26 protein-coding genes and 1 riboswitch are annotated in these 24,770 nt (G+C 42.2%); of the genes, 24 read left to right on the top strand and 2 right to left on the bottom strand.

Annotation, left to right across the window (positions count from 1 at the left end; all coding sequences use genetic code 11):
• Nucleotides 1-12 precede the first annotated feature (12 nt).
• From HMPREF2893_RS06255 to HMPREF2893_RS06200, 12 genes are all read left to right on the top strand, one after another.
• Entirely contained in the window at nt 13-1,110 is a 1,098-nt protein-coding gene (locus tag HMPREF2893_RS06255; RefSeq protein WP_070595297.1) for a cystathionine gamma-synthase, read from the top strand.
• 1 nt (nt 1,111) lies between these two features.
• Nucleotides 1,112-2,275 carry a MalY/PatB family protein gene (locus HMPREF2893_RS06250; protein WP_070588765.1) on the top strand — a complete coding sequence of 388 codons (1,164 nt, stop codon included), beginning with the start codon at nt 1,112-1,114 and terminating at the stop codon, nt 2,273-2,275.
• 35 nt (nt 2,276-2,310) lie between these two features.
• Nucleotides 2,311-2,468: riboswitch (M-box (ykoK) riboswitch) on the top strand.
• Nucleotides 2,469-2,675: 207 nt separating this feature from the next.
• Nucleotides 2,676-5,336 (top strand): magnesium-translocating P-type ATPase, encoded by a 2,661-nt coding sequence (gene mgtA, locus HMPREF2893_RS06245; RefSeq protein ID WP_070675056.1) that lies wholly within the window; start codon nt 2,676-2,678, stop codon nt 5,334-5,336.
• Nucleotides 5,337-5,555: 219 nt separating this feature from the next.
• Nucleotides 5,556-6,185, top strand: a complete 630-nt coding sequence (upp, locus tag HMPREF2893_RS06240) for a uracil phosphoribosyltransferase (RefSeq protein ID WP_003005574.1) — start codon at nt 5,556-5,558, stop codon at nt 6,183-6,185.
• Between the two features lie 128 nt (nt 6,186-6,313).
• The gene (locus HMPREF2893_RS06235) at nt 6,314-6,904 is read left to right on the top strand and encodes an ATP-dependent Clp protease proteolytic subunit (RefSeq protein WP_070662483.1); all 591 of its coding nucleotides are present in this window, start codon (nt 6,314-6,316) and stop codon (nt 6,902-6,904) included.
• A 277-nt stretch (nt 6,905-7,181) separates the two neighbouring features.
• The gene (locus HMPREF2893_RS06230; RefSeq protein ID WP_070675052.1) at nt 7,182-7,460 is read left to right on the top strand and encodes a DUF2129 domain-containing protein; all 279 of its coding nucleotides are present in this window, start codon (nt 7,182-7,184) and stop codon (nt 7,458-7,460) included.
• A 108-nt stretch (nt 7,461-7,568) separates the two neighbouring features.
• The gene (locus tag HMPREF2893_RS06225) at nt 7,569-8,726 is read left to right on the top strand and encodes an ABC transporter substrate-binding protein (protein ID WP_049506475.1); all 1,158 of its coding nucleotides are present in this window, start codon (nt 7,569-7,571) and stop codon (nt 8,724-8,726) included.
• A gap of 81 nt (nt 8,727-8,807) precedes the next feature.
• Nucleotides 8,808-9,677, top strand: coding sequence for a branched-chain amino acid ABC transporter permease (locus HMPREF2893_RS06220; RefSeq protein WP_021153669.1), 870 nt, complete (start codon nt 8,808-8,810; stop codon nt 9,675-9,677).
• 3 nt (nt 9,678-9,680) lie between these two features.
• Nucleotides 9,681-10,628: a branched-chain amino acid ABC transporter permease gene (locus HMPREF2893_RS06215; RefSeq protein ID WP_003008278.1), complete on the top strand. Its 948-nt coding sequence runs from the start codon at nt 9,681-9,683 to the stop codon at nt 10,626-10,628.
• Entirely contained in the window at nt 10,628-11,392 is a 765-nt protein-coding gene (locus HMPREF2893_RS06210; RefSeq protein ID WP_003005595.1) for an ABC transporter ATP-binding protein, read from the top strand. Before HMPREF2893_RS06215 ends, HMPREF2893_RS06210 begins: the two co-directional genes overlap by 1 nt.
• Nucleotides 11,392-12,102 (top strand): ABC transporter ATP-binding protein, encoded by a 711-nt coding sequence (locus tag HMPREF2893_RS06205; RefSeq protein ID WP_003005434.1) that lies wholly within the window; start codon nt 11,392-11,394, stop codon nt 12,100-12,102. Before HMPREF2893_RS06210 ends, HMPREF2893_RS06205 begins: the two co-directional genes overlap by 1 nt.
• A gap of 174 nt (nt 12,103-12,276) precedes the next feature.
• Nucleotides 12,277-12,933, top strand: a complete 657-nt coding sequence (locus HMPREF2893_RS06200; RefSeq protein WP_003005183.1) for a CBS domain-containing protein — start codon at nt 12,277-12,279, stop codon at nt 12,931-12,933.
• Nucleotides 12,934-13,409: 476 nt separating this feature from the next.
• On the opposite strand, the gene HMPREF2893_RS06195 is transcribed toward HMPREF2893_RS06200, so the two are convergent.
• Nucleotides 13,410-14,297 (bottom strand): YitT family protein, encoded by an 888-nt coding sequence (locus tag HMPREF2893_RS06195; protein WP_070675049.1) that lies wholly within the window; start codon nt 14,295-14,297, stop codon nt 13,410-13,412.
• Between the two features lie 149 nt (nt 14,298-14,446).
• Between HMPREF2893_RS06195 and tmk the strand changes: the two genes are divergently transcribed.
• The 8 genes from tmk (at nt 14,447) to HMPREF2893_RS06155 (ending at nt 20,492) form a co-directional block, all read left to right on the top strand.
• Nucleotides 14,447-15,085: a dTMP kinase gene (gene tmk / locus HMPREF2893_RS06190; RefSeq protein ID WP_021153665.1), complete on the top strand. Its 639-nt coding sequence runs from the start codon at nt 14,447-14,449 to the stop codon at nt 15,083-15,085.
• Nucleotides 15,082-15,975 carry a DNA polymerase III subunit delta' gene (locus HMPREF2893_RS06185; protein WP_070675047.1) on the top strand — a complete coding sequence of 298 codons (894 nt, stop codon included), beginning with the start codon at nt 15,082-15,084 and terminating at the stop codon, nt 15,973-15,975. Before tmk ends, HMPREF2893_RS06185 begins: the two co-directional genes overlap by 4 nt.
• A gap of 9 nt (nt 15,976-15,984) precedes the next feature.
• A complete protein-coding gene (gene yabA, locus HMPREF2893_RS06180) occupies nt 15,985-16,305 on the top strand; it encodes a DNA replication initiation control protein YabA (RefSeq protein WP_003005416.1) in 321 nt (106 codons plus the stop codon).
• Between the two features lie 2 nt (nt 16,306-16,307).
• Nucleotides 16,308-17,165, top strand: a complete 858-nt coding sequence (rsmI, locus tag HMPREF2893_RS06175) for a 16S rRNA (cytidine(1402)-2'-O)-methyltransferase (protein WP_013903955.1) — start codon at nt 16,308-16,310, stop codon at nt 17,163-17,165.
• A gap of 17 nt (nt 17,166-17,182) precedes the next feature.
• Complete coding sequence (locus HMPREF2893_RS06170; protein ID WP_070675042.1) at nt 17,183-17,764, top strand: GNAT family N-acetyltransferase; 582 nt, start codon at nt 17,183-17,185, stop codon at nt 17,762-17,764.
• Nucleotides 17,748-18,239, top strand: coding sequence for a methylated-DNA--[protein]-cysteine S-methyltransferase (locus HMPREF2893_RS06165; RefSeq protein ID WP_049506481.1), 492 nt, complete (start codon nt 17,748-17,750; stop codon nt 18,237-18,239). The genes HMPREF2893_RS06170 and HMPREF2893_RS06165 overlap by 17 nt, the downstream gene beginning before the upstream one ends.
• 5 nt (nt 18,240-18,244) lie before the next feature.
• Nucleotides 18,245-18,598, top strand: a complete 354-nt coding sequence (locus HMPREF2893_RS06160) for an arsenate reductase family protein (RefSeq protein WP_003013024.1) — start codon at nt 18,245-18,247, stop codon at nt 18,596-18,598.
• A gap of 352 nt (nt 18,599-18,950) precedes the next feature.
• Nucleotides 18,951-20,492, top strand: a complete 1,542-nt coding sequence (locus HMPREF2893_RS06155; RefSeq protein ID WP_049488524.1) for an ABC-F family ATP-binding cassette domain-containing protein — start codon at nt 18,951-18,953, stop codon at nt 20,490-20,492.
• A 323-nt stretch (nt 20,493-20,815) separates the two neighbouring features.
• Here the strand turns inward: HMPREF2893_RS06155 and HMPREF2893_RS06150 are convergent, their stop codons facing one another.
• Nucleotides 20,816-21,661, bottom strand: coding sequence for a peptidylprolyl isomerase (locus tag HMPREF2893_RS06150; protein ID WP_070675041.1), 846 nt, complete (start codon nt 21,659-21,661; stop codon nt 20,816-20,818).
• 239 nt (nt 21,662-21,900) lie between these two features.
• Between HMPREF2893_RS06150 and HMPREF2893_RS06145 the strand changes: the two genes are divergently transcribed.
• The 4 genes from HMPREF2893_RS06145 (at nt 21,901) to HMPREF2893_RS06130 (ending at nt 24,734) form a co-directional block, all read left to right on the top strand.
• Nucleotides 21,901-22,665, top strand: coding sequence for a hypothetical protein (locus HMPREF2893_RS06145; RefSeq protein WP_070675040.1), 765 nt, complete (start codon nt 21,901-21,903; stop codon nt 22,663-22,665).
• A 69-nt stretch (nt 22,666-22,734) separates the two neighbouring features.
• Nucleotides 22,735-23,595: a hypothetical protein gene (locus tag HMPREF2893_RS06140; protein WP_070675039.1), complete on the top strand. Its 861-nt coding sequence runs from the start codon at nt 22,735-22,737 to the stop codon at nt 23,593-23,595.
• Nucleotides 23,588-24,091, top strand: a complete 504-nt coding sequence (locus HMPREF2893_RS06135; protein ID WP_070675037.1) for a hypothetical protein — start codon at nt 23,588-23,590, stop codon at nt 24,089-24,091. Before HMPREF2893_RS06140 ends, HMPREF2893_RS06135 begins: the two co-directional genes overlap by 8 nt.
• Before the next feature lie 100 nt (nt 24,092-24,191).
• Complete coding sequence (locus tag HMPREF2893_RS06130; RefSeq protein WP_070675036.1) at nt 24,192-24,734, top strand: hypothetical protein; 543 nt, start codon at nt 24,192-24,194, stop codon at nt 24,732-24,734.
• Nucleotides 24,735-24,770 lie beyond the last annotated feature (36 nt).

Below are 24,770 nucleotides of genomic sequence, written 5' to 3'. Positions count from 1 at the left end.
TCGGAGGGCAATATGAGTAAAAAACGCAATATCAATACTATCTTGGCACAGGCAGGAATCAAGTCGGATAAAGCAACGGGAGCTTTGACGACTCCTTTGCATTTCTCTACGACTTACCAACACCCAGAATTTGGTCAGTCTACAGGTTTTGACTATACCCGTACGAAAAATCCAACACGCGCAACAGCTGAGAAAACTTTGGCAGCTATCGAAAGTGCAGACTATGCTTTGGCGACAAGCTCTGGAATGTCAGCTATTGTGCTTGCTTTTAGCATTTTCCCTGTTGGTTCAAAAGTCTTAGCCGTTCGTGACCTTTATGGAGGTTCTTTCCGCTGGTTTAACCAACAAGAGCAAGAAGGTCGTTTCTCTTTCACCTATGCCAATACGGAAGAAGAACTGATCCACCATCTAGATCATGGTCCGGTGGATGTCCTCTATATTGAAACACCAACCAATCCATTGATGTTGGAATTTGATATTGCTCATTTAGCCAAATTGGCCCATGCAAAAGGTGCCAAAGTCGTGGTGGACAATACCTTCTATAGCCCGATCTATCAACGCCCGATTGAAGAGGGAGCGGATATTGTTCTTCATTCAGCAACCAAGTACCTGGCTGGTCACAACGATGTCTTGGCTGGTGTTGTCGTGACAAATGATGCAGACTTGTATGACAAACTCTTTTACAATTTGAACACGACAGGTGCTGTTCTTTCCCCATTTGACAGCTATCTGCTGATCCGTGGTCTCAAAACGCTCTCTATCCGGATGGAGCGCTCCACAGAGAATGCTCGCAAGGTGGTCGAGTTTTTGAAAACCTCCCCTCAGGTCAAAGAAGTCCTCTACACTGGAAAAGGTGGAATGGTCTCCTTTAAAATTCAAGATGAGAAAAAAATTCCTAACTTGTTGAATTCCCTTCAAGTCTTTACCTTTGCAGAAAGCCTTGGCGGAGTTGAAAGTTTGATCACTTATCCTACCACCCAAACTCACGCGGACATTCCTGCAGAAGTTCGTCATTCATACGGTTTGACAGATGATCTTCTTCGGTTGTCCATCGGAATCGAAGATGCGGATGATTTGATTGAAGATTTGAAACAAGCATTGGAGGCTTAAGATGACCAAATATGATTTCACGACTTTACCGAATCGCTTGACCCACCATACCTACAAATGGAAAGAAACAGAGACCGATCCAGAAATCATTCCAGCTTGGATCGCGGACATGGATTTTAATGTCATTCCAGAAGTACGAGAAGCTGTTATCGGCTATGCAGACCAAATGGTCTATGGCTACACCTATGCATCGGATAGCCTCTACCAGTCTATCCTTGATTGGGAAAAAGAAGAGCATGGCTATTCCTTTGACAAGGAAGCTGTCGTCTTTATCGAAGGCGTTGTTCCAGCTATTTCAACAGCTATTCAAGCCTTCACCAAGGAAGGGGATGCTGTCTTAATCAATACACCGGTCTATCCTCCATTTGCCCGAAGTGTCAAACTCAATCGTCGAAAATTGATCGAAAATTCATTAGTTGAAAAGGATGGTCTTTTCCAAATTGATTTTGATCAGCTGGAAAAAGATATTGTGGAGCAAGAGGTTAAACTCTATGTTTTGTGTAATCCGCACAATCCTGGAGGCCGTGTATGGGATTGTGAAGTCTTGGAAAAAATCGGCCACCTTTGTCAAAAACATGGTGTCCTTCTCGTTTCAGATGAGATCCACCAAGATTTGGCCTTGTTTGGCCACCGTCATACCAGTTTTAACACGGTTGATCCAAGCTTTAAAGATTTCAGTTTGATCTTAACTAGTGCTACCAAGACTTTCAATATTGCAGGAACAAAAAATTCCTATGTGGTCATTGAAAATCCAAAACTTCGTACAGCTTTTAAACAACGGCAATTGGCTAATAATCAACATGAAATCTCAGGCTTAGGGTATATTGCTACAGAAGCGGCTTATCGTCATGGCAAGCCTTGGTTGACAGAGCTCAAGCAAGTCTTTGAAAAACACATTGACTATGTCGTAGATGAATTGCATGAAAACACTAAAATCCGTGTCATGAAGCCCCAAGGAACCTATCTTCTTTGGTTGGACTTTTCAGCCTATCCTTATAGCGATGATGAGCTGCATGCTAAAATCCATGACCAAGCCAAATTGATTTTGAACCGTGGAACAGATTTTGGAAAAGAAGGAAACTTGCATGCCCGCCTCAATGTGGCAGCTCCCTTCACCCTCATTGAAGAAATTACCAAACGTTTGGTGGAAACTTTTCACAAATAAGTGTTGACTTTCTGTAAGTGAAGGAGTACAATAAACTCGAAATACGGTAGGTGAGGCTACCACAAGGATACGGATGACTACCGCAAAGCAGTGGAGACACTACTCGTTGGTCAACAGTCCTGATCGCAAAGGTCAAGACTAAGCTCATTTCATTGCCTTGTGGAGCTAAAGCTTGGACGGTCAGTTTTTTGAGAGTTTTGATTGAAAAATAAATGACGAGTTTCATGAGTCCTACCGATCGAGGGTAGGACTCTTTTTTATGCCTTACCAAGAAAAGAGAAAGGAGAGAGCTATGATACAAATCGACGATCATCCCGAACCGCACCGAACCAGCCAATCGCTGATTTGTGTCGTAGGGACTCCAAAAGTGATTGGCTCCTGATTGAAAAAGGAGATACCAATGCAAACAAATAAAGAAAGACTCATTGCTGCCCTTCAAGAACCACTTGAAAGCACCTTTGCCGACTACAAAACCAGTGCCCTTGGTTTAGTTGACGATCAAGTAGAAGAAAACCGCGATATTTATGGCGAAAATGTCATCACAAAAGGTCAAGAAGATTCCATGATCAAAAAGATCTATGAATCGATTATCAATCCTTTTACGGTGATTTTGTTGGTCATTGCGCTGGTTTCCTTCATCACTAATGTCTGGCTAGCAAAACCAGGTGAACAGGATCCAACGACCTCTATCATCATTGTGATCTTGGTCTTGATCTCAGGTGGGATCCGCTTCATTCAAGAATTGCGGAGTGATAAAGCTGCCAGCAACCTATCACGTATGATAGTCAATACAGCGACCGTTCTGCGTGATGGGTCGGAACAAGAAATTCCGATCAATGAAATCGTCGTAGGAGATGTGATCAAACTGAGTGCTGGCGACATGATCCCAGCAGATGTGGTCTTGATTGATTCCCGTGACTTCTTTGTCCAACAATCTGGTCTCACAGGGGAAAGTGATGCTGTTGAAAAGGTTTGTCTCAGAAAAGCCGACAGTCAGAATCTAGATAGTCTCTTGGAGAGTGAAAGCTTGGCCTTTATGGGAACCAATGTCATCTCCGGACGGGCGACAGCCTTGGTCTTGGTCGTGGGGGATGAAACCATGATGGGTGCTATTGAGCAAACCATCAACACCTATGACGAACCAACCTCATTTGAGAGAGAAATGAATACCATCTCTTGGCTCTTGATTCGGCTCATGTTAGTGATGGTGCCCGTTGTCTTTGTGATCAATGGTCTCACAGATGGTGACTGGTTAGAAGCGGGTGTCTTTGCCCTCAGCGTTGGGGTTGGTTTGACTCCGGAAATGCTGCCGATGATTATTACAGCGAGTCTTGCTAAAGGCTCCATCATCATGGCAAAAGAAAAAGTCGTTATCAAAAAACTCAATGCCATCCAAGACCTTGGGGCTATTGATATTTTGTGTACAGATAAGACAGGTACCTTGACTCAAGATGAAATCGTTTTGGAGTATCCGCTTGATATCCATGGCGAATTGGATCTATCAGTTCTTCGTCGGGCTTACTTGAATTCCTATTTCCAAACCGGGCTAAAAAATTTGATGGACCGAGCGATTATCAATCGGACCCAGAAAGAAGCCAAGAAACATGAGATTGTTCGCGATCTGGATCAAACCTTCCATAAGATTGATGAATTGCCCTTTGATTTTGAACGTCGTCGCATGAGTGTCATTGTCAAAGACGAAGACGGTGTGGTCAGCATGGTGACCAAGGGTGCCTTGGAAGAAATGCTTTCTGTATCGACTTATGTTGAGTACAAGGGTGAGATTAAACGCCTGACAGATGAAGTCCGTCAAGAGGTCCTCGCTGAAGTTGCTCAGTTAAATGAACAAGGTCTTCGTGTTTTGGGCGTCAGCTACAAAACCGACTTGGACGAAAATGACATCTTTAGTGTTGAAGATGAACGAGACATGATCCTAACCGGTTACCTTGCCTTTCTTGATCCACCAAAACCTTCTGCAGCTCCAGCGATCAAAGCTCTTGCAGAATATGGGGTAACCACTAAGATCTTAACTGGAGACAATGAAAAGGTCACCCAAGCTGTCTGTGAAAAAGTAGGACTAGATGTCGAGCGGATTCTTTTAGGAAGCGAAATCGATACGATGACTGACCAAGAGTTAGCACAAGTTGTGGAAACAACAACGGTCTTTGCCAAATTATCACCCGATCAAAAAGCGCGGATCATTCTCTGCCTCAAGAACAATGGCCACAAGGTTGGTTACATGGGAGATGGGATCAACGATGCTCCATCCATGAAGGTCTCAGACGTTGGGATCTCTGTGGATACCGCTGTTGATATTGCCAAGGAAACAGCAGATGTCATCCTTCTAGATAAGGACTTGATGGTTCTTGAAAAAGGCTTGGTCGAAGGCCGCAAGGTCTATGCCAATATGACCAAGTACATCAAGATGACGGTCTCTTCTAACTTCGGGAACATCTTCTCTCTTCTCTTTGCCAGCATCTTTTTGCCTTTCCTTCCAATGGCTCCCGTTCATTTGATTGTGCTCAATCTTATCTATGATCTTTCTTGTATCGCCCTTCCTTTTGACAATGTCGACAAGGAATTTCTCAAGAAACCTCGTATCTGGGAAGCAAACTCTATCATGCGCTTTATGGCCTGGATTGGTCCAATTTCATCTGTATTTGATATTATTACCTACATGCTTCTTTACTTCCTTGTTGTTCCTATGATTTTAGGTCATGGCTACAACCATGGAGCAGCAGATGCAGCAGCCTTTATCATGGTGTTCCAAACTGGATGGTTTATCGAATCTATGTGGTCTCAAACCATGGTTATCCATATGTTGCGTTCACCAAAACTTCCATTTATCCAAAGTCGTCCAGCCTTCTCAGTCGTGGTGACGACCCTAGCAGCAGCCTTCTTTGTAACCTCCCTTCCATATAGTCCTTTGGCTTCTATCTTGAAGTTGAGCCAACTAAATGGATTGTACTTTGTTCTATTGTTTGCGATTATCGTCCTCTATATGCTGAGTGTGACGGTTGTCAAACGTATCTATATTAAGAAATACAAAGAATGGTTGTAATTGATTGATAGAAAGAGTGAGTCCGAACTTAAAAAATTAAGTGTAAGGGCTCTCTTTTTTTTGTAAAATTTGGTATAATAAGAAGAATGTAAAGTTGGAAATGAAGATTTCCATGTGCTGTGAGTATCAAAGAGGGACTGAAAGAAAGAGTAGAGCTTGACTCCGCTTTTATCATAGCTCTTTTTTGAATAATAACAGCTTAGAAAGAAGGATCTCAAAATGGGAAAATTAGAAGTTATTACACATCCACTGATTCAACACAAATTGTCTATTCTCCGTCGCACGGATACCTCTACGAAGGCCTTTCGTGAATTGGTAGATGAAATTGCTATGTTGATGGGCTACGAAGTGTTGCGTGAATTGCCTCTTGAAGATGTTGAGATTGAAACTCCTATTACTAAAACCGTTCAAAAGCAAATCGCAGGGAAGAAATTGGCTATTGTCCCAATTCTTCGTGCAGGGATTGGGATGGTCGATGGTCTCTTGAGTTTGGTACCAGCTGCTAAGGTTGGCCATATCGGGATGTACCGTGATGAAGAAACCTTGAAACCAGTTGAATACTTGGTGAAATTGCCAGAAGATATTGATCAACGTCGTATCTTTGTAGTAGACCCGATGCTTGCTACGGGTGGATCCGCTATTCTAGCTATTGATTCCTTGAAAAAACGTGGCGCTAGCCATATCAAATTTGTCTGCCTAGTATCAGCGCCAGAAGGGGTGAAAGCTCTTCAAGAAGCTCACCCAGATGTTGATATCTTTACAGCAGCTCTCGATGATCATTTGAATGAACATGGCTACATTGTTCCTGGTCTTGGAGATGCAGGTGACCGTTTATTCGGTACCAAATAAGAAACCATTCATGATTCGTCCAAAAGGTGCTTTAGATTTGACCTTTTTTGACCATTGGTTTATAATAGCACATATACTTTGAACCTCACGAATCGTGAGAATGAATGGATACTAAAGGAGAAGAATAGATGATTCCAGTAGTTATTGAACAAACCAGTCGTGGAGAACGTTCTTACGATATTTATTCCCGTCTGTTGAAAGATCGAATTATCATGGTAACAGGACCAGTTGAGGACCAAATGGCTAACTCCATTATTGCTCAATTGCTCTTCTTGGATGCCCAAGATAATACAAAAGATATCTATATGTATATCAATACACCAGGAGGCTCTGTCTCTGCAGGTCTTGCCATCGTAGATACCATGAACTTTATCAAGTCAGATGTCCAAACCATTGTCATGGGGATGGCAGCTTCTATGGGAACAATTATCGCTTCAAGCGGTGCGAAGGGCAAACGCTTCATGTTGCCAAACGCCGAGTACATGATTCACCAACCAATGGGTGGTACTGGTGGTGGTACCCAACAAACCGATATGGCGATTGCAGCAGAACACTTGCTCAAAACACGGAATAACTTGGAAAAAATCCTTGCGGAAAATTCAGGTCAACCGATCGAAAAAGTGCATGCTGATGCTGAACGTGACAATTGGATGAGCGCACAAGAAACACTTGAATATGGCTTTATTGATGAAATCATGGCCAATAATAAATTGGGCTAAACCATTCTATGGGAAGGTCTGTAAAGAGACTGGGACAAAAGTCCTAGCCTCTCAATTATTTTTAGGTTGTCGAGCAAGACGCAGTGGTTGAGTGGGCTCTACTACGCTGATTTCATCAGCTTTTACAGCCCTACTCAACTGTGCAGAGGTGGGACGACGAAATCGAATTCTAACGAATTATCGATTTCTGTCCCACTCTCTTTTTTGCTCTCATAAAAGAGTAGTTCTTTTTCTTGAAATTTGATATACTAGTAACAGAACGAGAAAGGGATTGACCATGTTTGAGAAACAAGAAAGAACAGGCTTAATTGTTAAATTGTATTACAATCGAGACGGGAAAAAATTACAATCTGTCGGAGATGTCTTGTACCATTCTAAGAAATGCCGTTATGTCCAATTGTATGTGGACAGTGACAAGGCGGATCAAGTCATGGAAGACTTAAAGAAAGAACGTTATGTCAAAAAAGTCTTGCCTTGCCATCTCAAAGATTTAGATACAGATTTTGTGGGGAGTTTGCAACGATTGGAGACCCTATCTGTGGTCACAGAAGGTTAGAAAACGCAATCATTTGATGGATTGCGTTTTTTTTATTGACAATTGTCAGATAATTCGGTATATTCTTAATGTATTTAATTTAAGATTCATTTAAGGAGATCATTACAAATGAAGAAAAAATTTGCTCTTTCATTTTTAACCATTGCAAGTGTCGCTCTTCTTGCTGCTTGTGGTGAAGTTTCTACTTCAGGTTCAAACACAACTGGTAACGAAATCGGCAAAGAACTAAAAGTCGGTTTTAACTTTGAAAAAACTGGTGAAGTAGCAGCCTACGGTAGCGCTGAACAAAAAGGTGCTCAATTAGCCGTTGATGAAATCAACGCTAAGGGTGGAGCTGACGGTAAGAAGATCGTTGTCACAGATAAAGATAACAAATCTGAAACAGCTGAAGCAGCTACTATTACAACAAACCTTGTGACCCAATCAAAAGTGAACGCTCTTGTAGGACCTGCAACTTCAGGGGCTACTGCAGCAGCCGTTGCCAATGCTGGTAAAGCAGGTGTGCCATTGGTTACACCATCTGCAACTCAAGATGATTTGACAAAAGGTCAAGATTACCTTTTCCGTGCAACCTTCATCGATAGCTTCCAAGGAAAAATCATTGCTAAATACACAACGGATAACTTGAAAGCGAAGAAAGTCGTTCTTTACTACGATAACTCATCTGACTATGCTAAAGGGATTGCTGAAGCCTTCAAGAAATCTTACAAAGGTGAAATCGTAGCAACAGAAACATTCCAATCTAAGGATACAGACTTCCAAGCTGCCCTTACAAAAATCAAAGATAAAGACTTCGATGCGATTGTTCTTCCAGGTTACTACACTGAAACTGGTAAGATCGTAAACCAAGCGCGTGGTATGGGAATCAAACAACCAATCATTGGTGGGGATGGATTTAGCGATGCTAAGTTCGTTGAACAAGCAACACCTGCTGCAGCTACAGATATCTACTACGTAGCTGGATTCTCTACTGAAGGTGAAATGACTGATAAAGCCAAGAAATTCGTAGAAGCATACAAAGCGAAATACAATGAAGAACCTTCAATGTTCGCAGCTTTGGCTTATGATTCAGTTTACATGGTTGCAGAAGCATCTAAAGGTGCTAAGAACTCTGTCGAATTGAAAGATAACCTTGCGAAGTTGAAAGACTTGGAAGGTGTGACTGGTACAATGTCAATTGACAAGAACCACAACCCGGTTAAATCAGCTCTTATGATTGGCTTGAAAGATGGTAAAGTCAAATCAGTTGAGTCTGTTAAACCATAATTATCATTTGTTGTTTGTACAAGAGGCTGGGAGAATGAAAATTCCTGGCCTCGCTCTTTATTGTTAGAAAGGATGGTTCAAATGCTCCAGCAATTAGTGAACGGTCTAATCTTGGGAAGTGTCTATGCACTCTTGGCCCTTGGTTATACTATGGTGTATGGAATTATCAAATTGATCAACTTTGCCCATGGGGATATCTACATGGTAGGTGCCTTTATGGGATATTTCTTATTGAACTCGTGGAAAGTAAACTTCTTTGTAGCCTTGCTCCTAGCCATGGTTGGGACAGCTATTTTAGGGGTTGTAATTGAATACCTGGCTTATCGTCCGCTTCGTCATTCGACTCGGATTGCTGCCTTGATCACAGCCATCGGGGTTTCCTTCTTGCTCGAATATGGGATGGTCTTCTTCGTCGGTGCCAATACCCGTTCCTTCCCGCAAGTGATTAAAACAGTTCGTTACAACTTTGGTCCTATTTCAATCTCCAATATTCAGTTGATGATCTTGGGAGTGTCTGTTTTCTTGATGGTCGCTCTTCAATTTATTATTCAAAAAACAAAGATGGGGAAAGCCATGCGGGCTGTATCTGTTGATAGTGATGCCGCTCAATTGATGGGGATTAACGTAAACCGTACGATCAGCTTTACCTTTGCTTTGGGATCAGCTTTGGCAGGTGCTGGTGGTGTCTTGATTGGTTTGTATTACAACTCGATCGAGCCTTTGATGGGGATGACACCAGGGATCAAAGCCTTTGTCGCAGCCGTTCTTGGGGGAATCGGAATCATTCCAGGTGCTGCCCTAGGTGGATTTGTTATCGGTTTGTTAGAAACCTTCGCTACAGCGATCGGTCTTTCAGACTTCCGTGATGCCATTGTGTATGCCATCTTGATTGTGATCTTGCTCATCCGTCCAGCAGGTATCCTCGGTAAAAATGTGAAAGAGAAGGTGTAAGCCATGAAACAAAATTTAAAAGTGAATTTAGTCTGGCTTGGTCTTTTGGTCGCAGGTTTTGCCTTGATCCAAGTCTTGGTTGCAGCGGGTGTGCTCAACCTCTTCTATATCCAAATTTTAGAACAAATCGGAATCAATATTATCCTTGCAGTTGGCTTGAACCTCATTGTTGGTTTCTCAGGTCAATTCTCACTCGGACATGCCGGATTTATGGCGATTGGTGCCTACTCTGCAGCCATTCTCGGTTCCAAATCACCAACCTACGGGGCTTTCTTTGGCGCGATGGTTTTAGGGGCTTTGATTGCTGGTGTCGTTGCCTTGATCGTTGGGGTTCCAACCCTTCGTTTGAAAGGGGACTACCTCGCGATTGCGACACTTGGGGTTTCTGAAATCATCCGGATCTTGATCGTCAATGGTGGTACTCTAACAAATGGTGCTGCTGGGATCCTTGGTTTGCCAGCCTTTACAACTTGGCAATTGGTTTACCTCTTTGTTGTCATTACAACGATCTTTACGATTAACTTCTTACGCAGTCCAATTGGACGCTCTACCCTTTCTGTTCGTGAAGATGAAATCGCGGCAGAATCTGTTGGGATCAATACGACCAAAGTCAAAGTCATCGCCTTTGTATTTGGTGCGATCACAGCGGCGATTGCTGGATCTCTCCAAGCCGGCTTTATCGGCTCTGTTGTTCCTAAAGACTACTCTTTCACCAATACTATTAATGTCTTGATCATTGTCGTGTTTGGTGGTTTGGGATCAATGTCCGGAACAGTTGTGGCAGCCATCGTCTTGGGTATCTTGAACATGGTGCTTCAAGACTTCTCAAGTGTCCGTATGATCATTTACTCATTGGCTTTGATTCTCGTGATGATCTTCCGTCCAGGTGGTCTTCTTGGAACATGGGAATTCAGCTTGAAAAAACTACTCTCAAAAAAGGAGGCTAACTAATGGCACTTCTTGAAGTAAAAAATTTAACAAAAAACTTTGGTGGTTTGACAGCCGTTGGTGATGTGACCATGGAACTCAATGAAGGGGAATTGGTTGGATTGATCGGACCAAACGGTGCCGGTAAAACAACCCTCTTCAACCTCCTAACAGGGGTATATGAACCAAGTGAAGGAACCATTACCTTAGATGGTCAGCTGCTAAATGGTAAAGCACCCTATAAAATCGCTGCAGGTGGTCTGGGACGGACTTTCCAAAATATTCGTCTCTTTAAAGATTTGAGCGTTTTGGACAATGTTTTGATTGCCTTTGCTAATCACCACAAACCACATGTCTTTGCGAGTCTTTTCCGCTTGCCAAGCTATTACAAGAATGAAGAAGCTTTGAAAGCGAAAGCCCTTGAATTGTTAGCGATTTTTGGTTTGGAAAAAGAAGCAGATACCTTGGCCAAAAACTTAGCTTACGGACAACAACGTCACTTGGAGATCGTTCGTGCCCTTGCGACAGAGCCAAAAATCCTCTTCTTGGATGAACCTGCTGCAGGGATGAACCCTCAAGAAACAGCAGAATTGACCCAATTGATCCGTCGCATTCAAAAAGAATTTAATATTACGATCATGCTGATCGAGCACGATATGAGCTTGGTCATGGAAGTAACAGAACGGATTTATGTATTGGAATATGGTCGCTTGATTGCCCATGGTACGCCAGATGAAATCAAGACCAACAAACGCGTAATCGAAGCCTATCTAGGAGGTGAAGCCTAATGTCTATGTTAAAAGTTGAAAATCTTTCTGTACACTATGGCATGATCCAGGCTGTCCGTGATGTCAGTTTCGAGGTAAACGAAGGGGAAGTTGTTTCTCTTATCGGTGCTAACGGTGCTGGGAAAACATCTATTCTTCGTACCATTTCAGGTTTGGTGCGTCCAAGTGCTGGAAAAATTGAGTTTTTGGGTCAGGAGATTCAAAAGGTTCCGGCTCAAAAGATTGTAGCAGCAGGACTCTCTCAAGTTCCAGAAGGCCGCCACGTCTTTCCAGGCTTAACTGTTATGGAAAACTTGGAGATGGGAGCTTTCTTGAAGAAAGATCGAGAAGAAAATCAAGCTAACTTGAAGAAAGTCTTCTCCCGTTTCCCACGTTTGGAAGAACGGAAGAACCAAGATGCAGCAACCCTATCTGGTGGGGAACAACAAATGCTAGCAATGGGTCGTGCACTTATGTCAACGCCAAAACTCTTGCTTCTGGATGAACCTTCTATGGGATTGGCTCCAATCTTTATCCAAGAAATCTTTGATATCATCCAAGATATCCAAAAACAAGGGACAACGGTTCTCTTGATCGAGCAAAATGCCAACAAGGCTCTTGCCATCGCAGACCGCGGTTATGTTTTGGAAACAGGGAAAGTCGTTCTTACCGGAACAGGAAAAGAACTCTTAGCCTCAGAAGAAGTCCGCAAGGCCTACCTTGGTGGATAAGATTTCTAAAGTTCACTAGAATATTAAAAAGAAAGGTCCTGAAGACCTTTCTTTTTTTATCTTTCTTGTTTGATTTTTCTAAATTTTGAAAACAAGAGAAAACTGCTGAAAGCGTTTGAAATCATTCTTAAAATCAAGTATAATAAAACTAATAAAAGCATAGGAGAACTTGTTATGGCTGTTAAAGATTTTATGACACGTAAAGTGGTTTACATTAGTCCAGATACGACAATTGCCCACGCGGCAGATTTGATGCGCGAACAAGGTTTGCACCGTTTGCCAGTCATTGAAAACGATAAATTGGTTGGGTTGGTGACAGAAGGTACGATTGCAGAAGCAAGTCCATCTAAAGCAACAAGCTTGTCTATTTTCGAGATGAACTATCTGTTGAACAAGACTAAGGTTAAAGATGTCATGCTTCGCGATGTCATTACCGTCTCTAAATTTGCGAGCTTAGAAGATGCGACCTACCTCATGTATAAGAACAAGGTGGGAATTCTTCCAGTCGTGGACAATGACCAAGTATCCGGTGTCATCACAGACCGTGATATTTTCCGTGCTTTCCTTGAAGTATCCGGTTATGGAGAAGAAGGAGTTCGTGTTCGCTTTGTGACAGAAGATAAGGTTGGCGTTCTAGAACAAATCATTCACTTGATTGTAGAAGAAGGGTATAACATCGCAAATACAGTCAATATCCCAACAAAAGACGATCGTGTGGTTATCGAAGTCCAAATTGATGGGGTGACAGATCTAGAAGGAATCCGTAGTAAATTTGAAGCCAACGGTTTGAAAGTCGATGAAATCACTCGAACAACCGCAAAAGCTATTTAATAAAAAAATCAGGCTGGATGACAATCCAGTCTGATTTTTGTATAAGGTAACCTAATAAATTCTATAAAAATAATTATGATTTTATTAATCATGACGTGTATTCTAAGATTTTCCGCCGTGAGAAAAGAGCATGAAACATACTTGTTTCATGCTCTCGGAATTTTTGAGAGTAAAACAGTTTGGGGAACTGTTTTAGCCTGAGCTTAGAAATTAAAAAGCGAAGGGGCTCAATACAAATTGAACACAGGTTGCGGATTGTGTCAAAAAGATAAGTCTTCCTAGAATCTAAAGATTCTTCGTCAAACTTCCTATTTTGACTTTATCCGCAGGCGCCCTTTGTATCTTGATTTAGTCATGGAACTTCCTGGATTGCTGAAATCATCCACTGGATAATTTCACCTAACGTCCGTACTCACCTAAGGAAAATCGTAAATAGAAAAACAAAGCTAGATGAGAATCTAGCCTTATTTTTTCTATTAACGGGTAATGGGTTGTTTTTCTTTATCTAAAGTAAAGCCTTCGCCGAGAATTTCATGGGCTTCAGAAATGGTGATGAAGGCGAATGGATCGATCTGATTGATGATGTCTTTCATTTGTTTCATCTCATTCCGTGAAACGACACAGTAGACGATATCCAGGTCCTTACGGCTGTAATAGCCCATCCCGCGAATAAAGGTAATCCCGCGACCCAGATCGTCAGAAACCTTTTTGGCAATTTCTTCTGGTTTAGAGGTAACGATAAGGAAGCCTTTTCCAGCAAAACCACCTTCTCCAATCAAGTCGATCACAAGGGTGTCAATCAGGATAAAGAAGAGGGTATACATAGCTGTGCGGACATCTTGGAAGACTACGACAACAGTTATCAGAACAATGGCATCTACAATCAACATGAGTTTTCCCATGGTGAGGGAAGTGTATTTGTTAAAGATGCGAGCGAGGATATCAGTTCCTCCCGTAGTTCCCCCAGCATTGAAGATGATCCCTAGCCCTAAACCAAGGACAACCCCTGAGGCGATACAGGCAAGCAGAATATCTCCTTTAAAGGCTGTAAAGATAAAGTGATGGTAGTGGTGGCTGAGGGGCATAGCTTCAAAAATTGCCATCCATGCCGAAACCGAGAAAGTCCCCAGTAAGCTCAGATAAAGAGATTTCTTGCCCAGCAGTTTCCAAGCCAGAACGAAGAGAGGGATATTGATCAGCAAGTTCATCAGGGAAACGGGGATTTTGAAGAGGTAATAGGTGATCAAGGTAATCCCTGTCGCTCCTCCTTCATAGAAGTGAAAGGGAATGACTAAAAAATAGATCCCAAACGAAAAAATGCCGGCCCCCAAGATGATAGCCAGAATATCTTTAAATTTAAACATGATAGGTTGTCTCCTAAAACTTTATAAGAACATTGTAACAAAAAAGTGAAAAAATGAAAATGACTTTGAAAAATTTTCTCTCCTAAAATACAAGATTTTTACCCTTATTTTTGGTAAAATAAAAAGAAGAAAACTAGAAAGAGGATACTATGGTAAACGGTACATTAATTTCATTTGAAGGTCCAGAAGGAGCGGGAAAATCATCGGTCCTAGAAGCCGTTTTGCCTCTACTTGAAGAAAAAGGAATTCCTTTTATTACAACCCGTGAACCAGGCGGTGTAGACATTGCAGAAAAGATCCGCCAAGTCATTTTAGATCCAGACCATACTCGTATGGATGCCAAGACCGAGTTGTTGCTCTATATTGCTAGTCGCCGGCAGCATTTGGTGGAACGTGTCTTGCCAGCCCTTGCAGCTGGGAAGATTGTCTTGATGGACCGCTTTATTGATAGCTCGGTCGCTTATCAAGGGTATGGTCGCGGTCTGAGTGTGGAAGATATCGAGTGGCTCAATCAATTCGCGACAGATGGTCTTAAACCAGATCTCACCCTTTACTTTGATCTGGATGTCGAAGAAGGGCTCGCTCGAATTGCGAAAAACCAAGAGCGGGAAGTCAATCGTTTGGATTTGGAAGGATTGGAGCTTCACCAAAAAGTCAGACAGGGTTATTTAGCCTTGTATGAAAAGGAACCAGAGCGCATTGTGAAAATCGATGCCAGTCAATCCTTTGAAGCAGTCTTTGCGGATGTCTTGGCTGTTTTAGAAAATCGCTTGGGGATATTGAAATGAAGCTAGAAGAGATCCAACAGCTCCAGCCAGAATTGGTGGAGCGTTTCACCCAGATCTTAGAACACAAACAGCTCAGTCATGCTTATCTCTTTACGGGTTCTTTTGCCAGTTTTGAGATGGCCCTCTTGCTAGCTCAAAGTCAATTTTGCGAAGATTTGCAGGGAGTCTGGCCTTGTGGCAAATGCCGTTCCTGCCGCTTGATTGCTGAAGAAGAATTCTCAGACGTAAAGATCGTGCGTCCAGTCAACCAGATCATTAAGACGGACCGCATTCGTTCGCTGGTTCAAGATTTTTCTCAATCAGGATTTGAAGGAAGTCGGCAGGTCTTTATCGTCCAAGATGCGGATAAGATGCATACCAATGCGGCCAACTCTCTCTTAAAAGTCATGGAAGAGCCCCAGAGTGAGATCTATCTCTTCTTGTTGACATCCGATGAAAACTTAATCTTACCGACTATCAAGAGTCGGGCCCAGCAGGTTCATTTTCCTAAAAAGCAAGCCTACCTAACGGAACTGCTAGAAAAAGAAGGCTTGATCAAGTCACAGGCAAATTTAGTAGCTCGTTTTAGTTTTAGTCTCGAAGAAGCAGAACAACAAAAAAAGAATGCTACGTTTTTTGAACTGGCAAAAGTTTGTGATCAGTTCATCGAACGTTGTCAATCCAATTTGAATCGCGCCTATTTGGAAGTGACACGCTTGGTGAGTTTAGCAGATGATAAGGAAAAACAAAGCCAGGCCTTTCGTTTGATGGAGTTGGCTTTAGAAGAGCAGTTGCGCTTAAGTCGATCCCAGCAGTTGCTTGAGAAATTGAGTCATGCTCGCAGGATGTGGAAGGCCAATGTTTCTTTTCAAAATGCTCTAGAATATATGGTGTTGAGCTTAGAAAGTTAAGGAGTCAGAATGAATAAAAAAGAATTATTTGATGCTTTAGACGGCTTTTCTCAGAATTTGTTGGTCACCTTGGCTGAAGTCGAAGCCATCAAGAAAAATTTGAAACAAGTCATCGAAGAAAATACAGCTCTTCGCTTAGAAAATGATAAATTGAGAGAGCGTTTGGGGGAAGTTGAGAAGACTTCATCCGCAAAGTCCCAACACCATGGTCGTGAAAATTTGCAACGTATTTACAATGACGGTTTTCATATCTGCACTTATTCCTACGGTCAACGCCGTGAGAACGATGAAGAGTGTATGTTTTGTGACGAGTTGTTATTTAGGGAGTAAGCATGCAGATCCAACGAAGTTTTAAAGGGGAAAAGAAAACTGGGGTGCTTTACCTGGTCCCAACACCGATCGGTAATCGGGAGGATATGAGTTACCGCATGGTCCAGACCTTAAAGGATGTGGACTTGATCGCAGCTGAGGATACTAGAAATACAGGACTCTTACTCAAGCATTTTGAGATTGCGACACCCCAGACTAGCTTTCATGAGCACAATGCCATGGAGAAAATTCCAGATCTAATCGCCTATTTAGAATCCGGAAAGGATGTGGCGCAAGTCTCAGATGCAGGACTCCCTAGTATTTCTGACCCTGGTCATGATTTGGTCAAGGCAGCGATTGAACGCGAGATTCCTGTCGTAGCTGTGCCTGGTCCTAGTGCAGGTATAACGGGTTTGATTGCCAGTGGCCTAGCCCCTCAACCTCATATTTTTTATGGATTTCTGCCTCGCAAAGAGGGGCAACAGAAGGCATTTTTCCAAGAAAAAGTGGCCTACCCTGAGACTCAGATCTTTTATGAGTCGCCCCATCGAGTGAAGGCAACCCTAGAGAATATGTTGGCTGTCTATGGGGATCGTCCTGTCGTATTGGTTCGTGAATTAACCAAGATCTATGAGGAATATACTCGCGGCAGTATTTCTGAGTTAGTCGCATTTCTTGAAGAAAATCCTCTCAAAGGGGAGTGCCTCTTGATTGTCGAAGGAGCCAAGGAAGAAGAGCTAGACCTAGAAGAGGTCGACTTGATCCAAGAGATCGATACCTTGGTCCAAGAGGGCATGAAGAAAAATCAAGCAATTAAACAGGTCGCCAAACAATACGGCCTGCAAAAGAGTGAGCTCTATGCTCGTTACCATCAAGACTAGGAAAGGTTGGAAGCAGGATGGAAATTAGAATGGCTTATCCCAACGAGATTAAGCGAATTATGGAAATCATCCAAGATGCCAAGGAAAGCCTGGCTCAAAGACAGGTCGACCAGTGGCAGGATGGCTATCCAGATGAAGAGATCATTTTTGAAGATATTCTAGAAAGTCGTGGCTATGTGGCAGTTGAAGATCAGGAAGTTGTCGCCTATGCAGCCGTCCACAAGGGAAATGAAGCGGCCTATAATGAGATTTACGATGGCAAGTGGGAGCATGACAACTATATGTATGTCACTTTTCACCGAGTCGCTGTAGCCAAAGAAGCTGCTGGCAAAGGGGTAGCGCAGACCTTCCTTCAAGGTTTAATCGAAGGGGAAAAAGGACCAGATTTCCGTTGCGATACGCACCCAGATAATGTGGTGATGCAGCATTTACTTGAAAAATTGGGCTACCATTATTGTGGAAAGGTCCCCATTGATGGAGTCCGTCTGGCTTATCAAAAGATCAAGCGAAAAGCAGAAACGAGTCTATTCCAAGTGGTCTCAGAAGAGGACCGCTGGGACCAAAGAGCAGAAGCAGCCTACAATGACTCTCTATCTTAAACAATTTTATGAAAGCCCGATGGGGCTTCTTTCGATCATTGTCAGTGAAGAAGGCCTTGTAGAGCTTGATTTTTATGATCCGAAAGAAGAGGCGCCTGATCCCTATGGGGCGCGGGAACAGATCCATCCCTACCATGAGAAGGTGAAGGAGTGGTTGGATCACTATTTTGCTGGGGAGCCAATCGCTATCAGCTTTCCACTAGTACCGCAAGGGACAGCCTTTCAAGAGCGGGTGTGGCAGTTATTGCGAGAGATCCCATATGGTGAGACCAAGACCTATGGCCAGCTGGCCCAGGATCTTTCTTGTGGTTCAGCCCAGGCCGTGGGACAGGCTGTCGGACGTAATCCCTTGACGATCTTAGTCCCTTGTCACCGTGTGATGGGAAAAGATGGACAACTGACGGGCTACGCGTCTGGACTCGATCGCAAACGCTGGCTCTTACACCATGAAGGAATTACCTGGAAGGAGAAATAAAATCGATGTATACCTTTATTGAATACCCAAAATGTTCGACTTGTCGAAAGGCTAAATCAGAATTGGACGGTCTCCAATGTGAGTTTCAAAGCCAAAACATTGTCACAGAAACACCGACTAGCCAAGAATTGCAAGATTGGATGGCAGCTTCTGGCCTACCGATCAAGTCTTTCTTCAATACTAGCGGAATGAAATACCGAGAACTCGGTTTGAAAGATAAGGTGGATCAACTGACAGTGAAAGAAGCGGCGGATCTCCTTGCTTCAGACGGTATGCTGATCAAACGGCCTCTGCTTGTCAAAGACGGAAAAGTAGTTCAAGTGGGCTACCGGAAACCATACGCAGACTTAGGTTTGTAAAAGAAAAGGGAGTTGGGCTCCTTTCAGATCGAAGACAACGTCTTCTGAAAAACTTTCCTTAGGTGAGTACGGACGTCAGCGAACTTCTACGAAGTTCCATGACTTAGTTTTGAGCCTGAGGTCTCAAAACTCCCGAGCGCTTGAAATTTAATAGTTCAAGCGCTTTTCTCACGGCGGAAAGTTTCGGTATATTCTTTATGAAATTCATAAGTTAGAACTTATTTTGATTTCTTGACAAAATCGCGTAACTATAATTTATTTATATATATTCTAAAGGGAGTTGGGCTCCCTTTTCATTTTGTAGTGAAGATGATATAATCATACGAGTGAAATCAATGAAAGAGAGTCAAGCATGAGTATTTTGGAAGTGAAAAATTTGAGTCACGGTTTTGGGGACCGGGCGATTTTTGAGGATGTGTCCTTCCGTTTGCTAAAGGGAGAGCATATCGGGCTTGTCGGGGCCAATGGTGAGGGGAAATCGACCTTCATGAGCATCGTGACTGGTAAAATGCAACCTGACGAAGGAAAGGTGGAGTGGTCTAAGTATGTGACGGCAGGTTACCTGGATCAGCATTCGGTCTTAGAAGAAGGACAAACTGTTCGCGATGTCTTACGGACCGCTTTTGATGAGTTGTTCACAGCTGAAGCTCGCATCAATGACCTCTATATGGCCATGGCGGAAGAGGGAGCCGATGTCGATGCTCTGATGGAAGAGGTTGGAGAACTCCAAGAGCGTCTAGAAAGTCGTGATTTTTATACCTTGGATGCCAAGATTGATGAAGTGGCGCGTGCTCTTGGGGTCATGGACTTTGGCATGGATACGGATGTGACCTCCTTGTCAGGTGGGCAACGGACCAAGGTCCTCTTGGCCAAACTCTTACTTGAGAAACCAGATATCCTTCTCTTGGACGAGCCAACCAACTACTTGGATGCAGAGCACATCGATTGGCTCAAACGCTACTTGCAAAATTATGAAAATGCCTTTGTCCTCATTTCCCATGATATTCCTTTCTTGAACGATGTGATCAACATCGTCTACCATGTGGAAAATCAGCAGTTAACCCGCTATTCCGGAGACTACTACCAATTCCTTGAAGTCTATGAAATGAAGAAATCGCAATTGGAAGCGGCTTATGAGCGCCAGCAAAAAGAGATTGCTGATTTGAAAGATTTCGTAGCCCGCAATAAGGCGCGTGTGGCTACACGGAACATGGCCATGTCTCGTCAGAAGAAGCTGGACAAGATGGAACTCATTGAGTTGCAAAGTGAGAAACCAAAACCCTCCTTTGAATTTAAAAATGCCCGGACTCCTGGACGCTTTATCTTCCAAGCCAAAGATCTTCAGATTGGCTATGACCGTCCGTTGACCAAGCCTTTGAACTTAACCTTCGAGCGCAATCAAAAGGTGGCCATCATCGGGGCCAACGGGATCGGGAAAACCACTCTCTTGAAGAGCTTGCTGGGAATCATCCCACCAATCGCTGGTGAAGTCGAGCGTGGAGACTACCTAGAGCTTGGCTACTTCGAGCAAGAGGTCGAAGGTGGCAATCGTCAGACCCCGCTTGAAGCAGTTTGGAATGCCTTTCCAGCTCTCAACCAAGCAGAAGTCCGTGCAGCCCTTGCTCGCTGTGGTTTGACTACCAAGCATATCGAGAGCCAAATCCAGGTGTTATCCGGTGGAGAGCAAGCCAAGGTACGCTTCTGTCTCTTGATGAATCGTGAAAATAATGTCTTGGTACTAGACGAGCCGACCAACCACTTGGATGTGGATGCCAAAGATGAATTGAAACGGGCTCTGAAAGAGTACAAGGGATCGATCCTCATGGTTTGCCACGAGCCAGACTTCTATGAAGGCTGGATGGACCAAATCTGGGACTTTAATGAATTGACTTAAAGACAAAAAGAGAACCGCATGGTTCTCTTTTCAGATTCTTCTTAGAAACTTTCCTTAGGTGAGTACGGAGGTTAGGTGAAAATATCCAGTGGATGATTTCAGCAATCCAGGAAGTTCCATGACTAATTATTGAGCCTAAGGTCTCAATAATTCCGTGTGCCTGAAACAAATCTGTTTCAGGCACTTTTCTCACGGCGGAAAGTTTCAGTAGATGAATGACTTAAATAATTAGAATTCTTTTTTTTACCAATGAATCTATTAGCTAATTTTATGTAAAATGTTTATCAATATCTTAAAAAGAGAGCCTCTCGGTTCTCTTTTCATTATTTCTTGAAATTATAGTCTTTTAAGATCTCGATTTTTTCAATCTTTATGTCTGTTTTTGGTTTGTCCTTATCATCAGTTTCGGCAGAGGCGATTTTATCGACCACATCCATGCCATCGATCACTTGGCCAAAGACAGTGTAGTTACCACCATCGAGGGTTGGATTTCCACCATTTTTATAAGCATCGATGATCTTAGCTGGGAAGCGGTCAGTTGGGAGTTTACTTGAAATATCATCCTTATTTTGGTTGATATAGAATTGACTCCCATTGGTATTTGGACCAGAATTGGCCATGGCAAGGGCTCCACGAAGGTTGTAAAGGTATGGAGAATACTCATTCTCAAAACCAGTACCTGAATCTTTGGATTTGTCTTTGCCCTTCCAGATGGATTCGCCACCAGTACCATCTCCCTTAGGATCCCCAGTTTGGATCATAAAGTTGTTAATGACACGGTGGAAAAGTAAGCCATTGTAGTAGCCTTCTTTTGCGTGGGTCAAGAAGTTTTCAACTGCAAGTGGAGCATATTTAGGGAAGAGCTTGACAGTGATGTCGCCTTCAGTTGTTGTGATTTTAACTTCTGCTTCGTCTTCAGCCACTTCATTTGAGAGCTGTGGAAAAACTGCATTTTCATTGGTCATGGCATCGTTAAAATCTTTGCGCAGTTGTTCTAATTTCTTTTGTTCTTGTTCAATTTTCTTTTGATCTTTTTCACTAGAGCTAGAAGTTGCTGTCTGCTCTGTCTTTTCTTTGCTTGCGCTTGAAGAGCTAGCGTCTGTCTTATTGGACGAACAAGCTGTCAAAGCCAAGCCGGAAAATAATAGTAGTGCGATTAATTTTTTCATATTCTTCCTTTCCAACATAGTTGTCTTTCTCTATTGTACCTTAATTTTGCGATACTTTCAAATCTGGACGGGATTCTCTATTTTCTGAGGTTGTTTCAAGACCGATAACATTTGATAAATCACTAATTAAGAAGGAAGTTGCGTATAGATGGAAAATTCGGTATGATGGGAGATATGTTAATTTGTTTGAAAATGAACGAATTCCCTCAAAAACCGTATCATGAATAGGAGGCTACAAATTGGATTATAAAACTCTACGCAAAAACTATAGACTCTATATTAGATCTGCAGGCTTGTTAGCAATGCTTCTGATCTTTTGCATTGGATTAGTGGTCAGGGATACTCTTCTTCAGACTGCTGGCGTTTTATTGGTTATTGCATGCTTGATTTTATTCATCCAATTGCTCAAGAAAAGCTACACCAACAAGTGCAACACCTTGCTCCATGTAGACTTAGATTTAGCTTTTTGGCAGCAATACCTTCAGTTGAACAAGAATGTGAAAAAGCCCATTTTACAGATAGATATTAAGCTGACATCGGTTGCCTATTCGTTTATGATGGGAGATTTTGATACTGTTATAAAGGAAGCTAGAGAAGCAATCAGTCAGACGGATTGTCCGCAGAAATATAAGAACTTTTTTGAGAGTTATCTCATGCGATCTACTGTTCTCACAGATCCTGATTTGACTAGAGAAGAACTGGAGGGTCGGTTGAATGAATTGACCATCACAGACCCGACTTTAGCTGAGAAAACTAAAAAGGTCTGTCTCGCTTTTTATGATTTAACCATTGCCCACCAAAGCAATGACTATTTCGAAGACTTAAGCAATGACTTCAAGTATCAACAGTTGGAAATTATCTACTACCAAGCCTTGAATGCTACTCTTAAAGGTGATAAGGATAGAGCGAAAGAGCTTTTTCGTAAGTTGATTTCAGAAGATGAGTCACTCTATATCGTTCGAAAGGCTAAACAATACTTGGAGGATGAGGGCAGTCATCTGTAAATCCTCTAATCGAAATAGAGATTAATTGAAAGAGCCTGAACAAACACAAGGAGTTTTTGGAAGGTAAGAATGAAGAAATCAATCTTTAAGGCTAATTTTTATGAAAGCCGTCGTTTGCGTCACGATGGCTTTATCGATTATATGGTCAAGGACACAAATAGTCGCAAAATCTACACAAAGCCATTTAGTATTGCTAGGAAACTATTTTCATTTTTGGGGATTTTGTTCCTGTTTGGACTATCTGCAATAACCGATTCAAATATTGCATATCCACAGAATGGCATGACTGTGAAAACTTGGGGCATCAATTTTTTACCATTCTGGTTATTTTTCTTGTGCGGTTTTTTGTGGTATGCCATAAGTAAAGTCAATTGTAGAAAACAATACACTGCAAAAGTTCCATATGTTAGCATTCTAAATGGAAACTTGTATATAATTTGGATGACATTGTTTGTTAATTTATTCTTTATTAGTGCTTTTGGGAGAACTTTAACCATTCCTGGTTTACTTGTAATTTATTCTCTAATTGGAATCATTGATGGGATGATTATTCGAAAAAGAATATCTTCAATTCGAACTCGATTATATGAAAAACAAACTGATAATGGTTCTCAATCTAAACAAATTCAATTAGTTACAGGATTTGCTGGAGGAATTGTTGCAATTTGGATGGTTTTAAAATTCTTTTTTCCACAAATCGGAGAAGTTAGAACCGATATTATAGGTGTAGTATCAGTGATTGGTATGATATTTCTAATGAATGTGATATTTTTGGGTATGTATTTTATATTACTTTTGCCCCATTCACTATATGGTTACTATCGAAATAAATATTCAGAGGAATACCGCGAGTTCGAAGGAAAATCGCTAGAAGAATGGTATGGCAAACAATACCTGAAAAAACACAAGGAGTTATTGGAAAATGAATAAGAATTTTAACGAGATGTCGTTTGATGAATTGAAATGTTACCGCAGGGAAGGTCTATGGAGATCTTTTGGCTTATTACTGGTCATTATTTTGGTGATTACAGGCATGGTCCTGATGGAAGTGAATCATGTTTCTCCGTCCAATCAGAATCGTTTTCGGGTTATTGGCTTGACAACGGTCATTGCGCTCTTTGGCTACCTGATGCCTCTGATGGCAGCTAATCGTGTGATGCGAGACCATCCGGATTGGGTTAAGAAATCGGGGATTCGAGCAAAAATTCCCTTGCCGATGTCTTGGCATATCACAAGATTTTGCGTTCTTGGAGCGAGTCTCTTGGTGATTGGAGTAGGATTTGCCTCGCTATACAAACCACAAATTCCGCAGACAAATTTACAAGATCAAATTGATATGATTCAAACGGATCATGACCTGGAAAGAGAACAAAAAGTCGACCAAGTTCTAGATACTATCACACCGAATGATAAAAAATCTGAGTGAAATCCATTTTACATTAGGCACCTGTCATCAGGAAGTTTTCTTGATCGACAGGTTCTTTTTATTTTGTTATGATACAGTCAATGATAGATAGGAGAGACTTATGACGACTATTTCAGATGTAATGGAAAAATTTTACTCCGATCACGAGGTGAAACCCTATATTTCACCTGAGAGGGATTTGGAAGCTTGGTTGTTGGATCCAAAGCCTGTTTCCAAACGGAATATGGAGCTACTTCGAGATGGCTTGCTTGCTGGGGATATCATTCTCTTGTGGCGAATCCATTTTGGAACCTTTACGACAGAGACTTGGTTTCCTAAGTACTTCGAATATACTTATGGGATTCATGCGTCGGAACACTTGAAGGCTTTAGTGGAGAAGGGCTATACTTTTATTGAATCCGCTTTTGATTCACTGGACCATATCAATGCGACCATGAAAAAAGCCATTCTCAAAAAGAAGGGAGTTGCGGGTTTGTCCAAGATGAAAGCAGCTGATTTGAATCAAGCTTTGTCTGACCATTTTACGGAGGAAGAACTGACGGAGCAGTTCACAATTCGGGGTTATCAGTTGACGGACAAAGGAAAGCAAGCGCTGAAAGACTATCAAGCCATCATTGACCGCCATCCAAAGAAAAACATCTAAAACAGTGCCTACTCGGTGCTGTTTTTTTACTTTATT

The organism is Streptococcus sp. HMSC072C09 (assembly GCF_001813105.1).
Taxonomy (GTDB): Bacteria; Bacillota; Bacilli; order Lactobacillales; family Streptococcaceae; genus Streptococcus.
Note: the sequence above shows the minus strand (reverse complement) of the source record. Positions and strands in the feature narration are given on the sequence as shown.

What these genes read in the sequence shown, in the direction of transcription:
- HMPREF2893_RS06165 (WP_049506481.1), top strand. Translation starts at nt 17,748, where the DNA reads ATGACTCTCTATCTTAAACAATTTTATGAAAGCCCGATGGGGCTTCTT.
- HMPREF2893_RS06220 (WP_021153669.1), top strand. Translation starts at nt 8,808, where the DNA reads ATGCTCCAGCAATTAGTGAACGGTCTAATCTTGGGAAGTGTCTATGCA.
- HMPREF2893_RS06170 (WP_070675042.1), top strand. Translation starts at nt 17,183, where the DNA reads ATGGAAATTAGAATGGCTTATCCCAACGAGATTAAGCGAATTATGGAA.
- HMPREF2893_RS06140 (WP_070675039.1), top strand. Translation starts at nt 22,735, where the DNA reads ATGAAGAAATCAATCTTTAAGGCTAATTTTTATGAAAGCCGTCGTTTG.
- HMPREF2893_RS06155 (WP_049488524.1), top strand. Translation starts at nt 18,951, where the DNA reads ATGAGTATTTTGGAAGTGAAAAATTTGAGTCACGGTTTTGGGGACCGG.
- HMPREF2893_RS06205 (WP_003005434.1), top strand. Translation starts at nt 11,392, where the DNA reads ATGTCTATGTTAAAAGTTGAAAATCTTTCTGTACACTATGGCATGATC.
- HMPREF2893_RS06210 (WP_003005595.1), top strand. Translation starts at nt 10,628, where the DNA reads ATGGCACTTCTTGAAGTAAAAAATTTAACAAAAAACTTTGGTGGTTTG.
- HMPREF2893_RS06195 (WP_070675049.1), bottom strand. Translation starts at nt 14,297, where the DNA reads ATGTTTAAATTTAAAGATATTCTGGCTATCATCTTGGGGGCCGGCATT.
- HMPREF2893_RS06215 (WP_003008278.1), top strand. Translation starts at nt 9,681, where the DNA reads ATGAAACAAAATTTAAAAGTGAATTTAGTCTGGCTTGGTCTTTTGGTC.
- HMPREF2893_RS06235 (WP_070662483.1), top strand. Translation starts at nt 6,314, where the DNA reads ATGATTCCAGTAGTTATTGAACAAACCAGTCGTGGAGAACGTTCTTAC.
- mgtA (WP_070675056.1), top strand. Translation starts at nt 2,676, where the DNA reads ATGCAAACAAATAAAGAAAGACTCATTGCTGCCCTTCAAGAACCACTT.
- HMPREF2893_RS06185 (WP_070675047.1), top strand. Translation starts at nt 15,082, where the DNA reads ATGAAGCTAGAAGAGATCCAACAGCTCCAGCCAGAATTGGTGGAGCGT.
- yabA (WP_003005416.1), top strand. Translation starts at nt 15,985, where the DNA reads ATGAATAAAAAAGAATTATTTGATGCTTTAGACGGCTTTTCTCAGAAT.
- HMPREF2893_RS06135 (WP_070675037.1), top strand. Translation starts at nt 23,588, where the DNA reads ATGAATAAGAATTTTAACGAGATGTCGTTTGATGAATTGAAATGTTAC.
- HMPREF2893_RS06150 (WP_070675041.1), bottom strand. Translation starts at nt 21,661, where the DNA reads ATGAAAAAATTAATCGCACTACTATTATTTTCCGGCTTGGCTTTGACA.
- upp (WP_003005574.1), top strand. Translation starts at nt 5,556, where the DNA reads ATGGGAAAATTAGAAGTTATTACACATCCACTGATTCAACACAAATTG.
- HMPREF2893_RS06255 (WP_070595297.1), top strand. Translation starts at nt 13, where the DNA reads ATGAGTAAAAAACGCAATATCAATACTATCTTGGCACAGGCAGGAATC.
- HMPREF2893_RS06130 (WP_070675036.1), top strand. Translation starts at nt 24,192, where the DNA reads ATGACGACTATTTCAGATGTAATGGAAAAATTTTACTCCGATCACGAG.
- HMPREF2893_RS06225 (WP_049506475.1), top strand. Translation starts at nt 7,569, where the DNA reads ATGAAGAAAAAATTTGCTCTTTCATTTTTAACCATTGCAAGTGTCGCT.
- HMPREF2893_RS06200 (WP_003005183.1), top strand. Translation starts at nt 12,277, where the DNA reads ATGGCTGTTAAAGATTTTATGACACGTAAAGTGGTTTACATTAGTCCA.
- HMPREF2893_RS06160 (WP_003013024.1), top strand. Translation starts at nt 18,245, where the DNA reads ATGTATACCTTTATTGAATACCCAAAATGTTCGACTTGTCGAAAGGCT.
- HMPREF2893_RS06250 (WP_070588765.1), top strand. Translation starts at nt 1,112, where the DNA reads ATGACCAAATATGATTTCACGACTTTACCGAATCGCTTGACCCACCAT.
- tmk (WP_021153665.1), top strand. Translation starts at nt 14,447, where the DNA reads ATGGTAAACGGTACATTAATTTCATTTGAAGGTCCAGAAGGAGCGGGA.
- rsmI (WP_013903955.1), top strand. Translation starts at nt 16,308, where the DNA reads ATGCAGATCCAACGAAGTTTTAAAGGGGAAAAGAAAACTGGGGTGCTT.
- HMPREF2893_RS06230 (WP_070675052.1), top strand. Translation starts at nt 7,182, where the DNA reads ATGTTTGAGAAACAAGAAAGAACAGGCTTAATTGTTAAATTGTATTAC.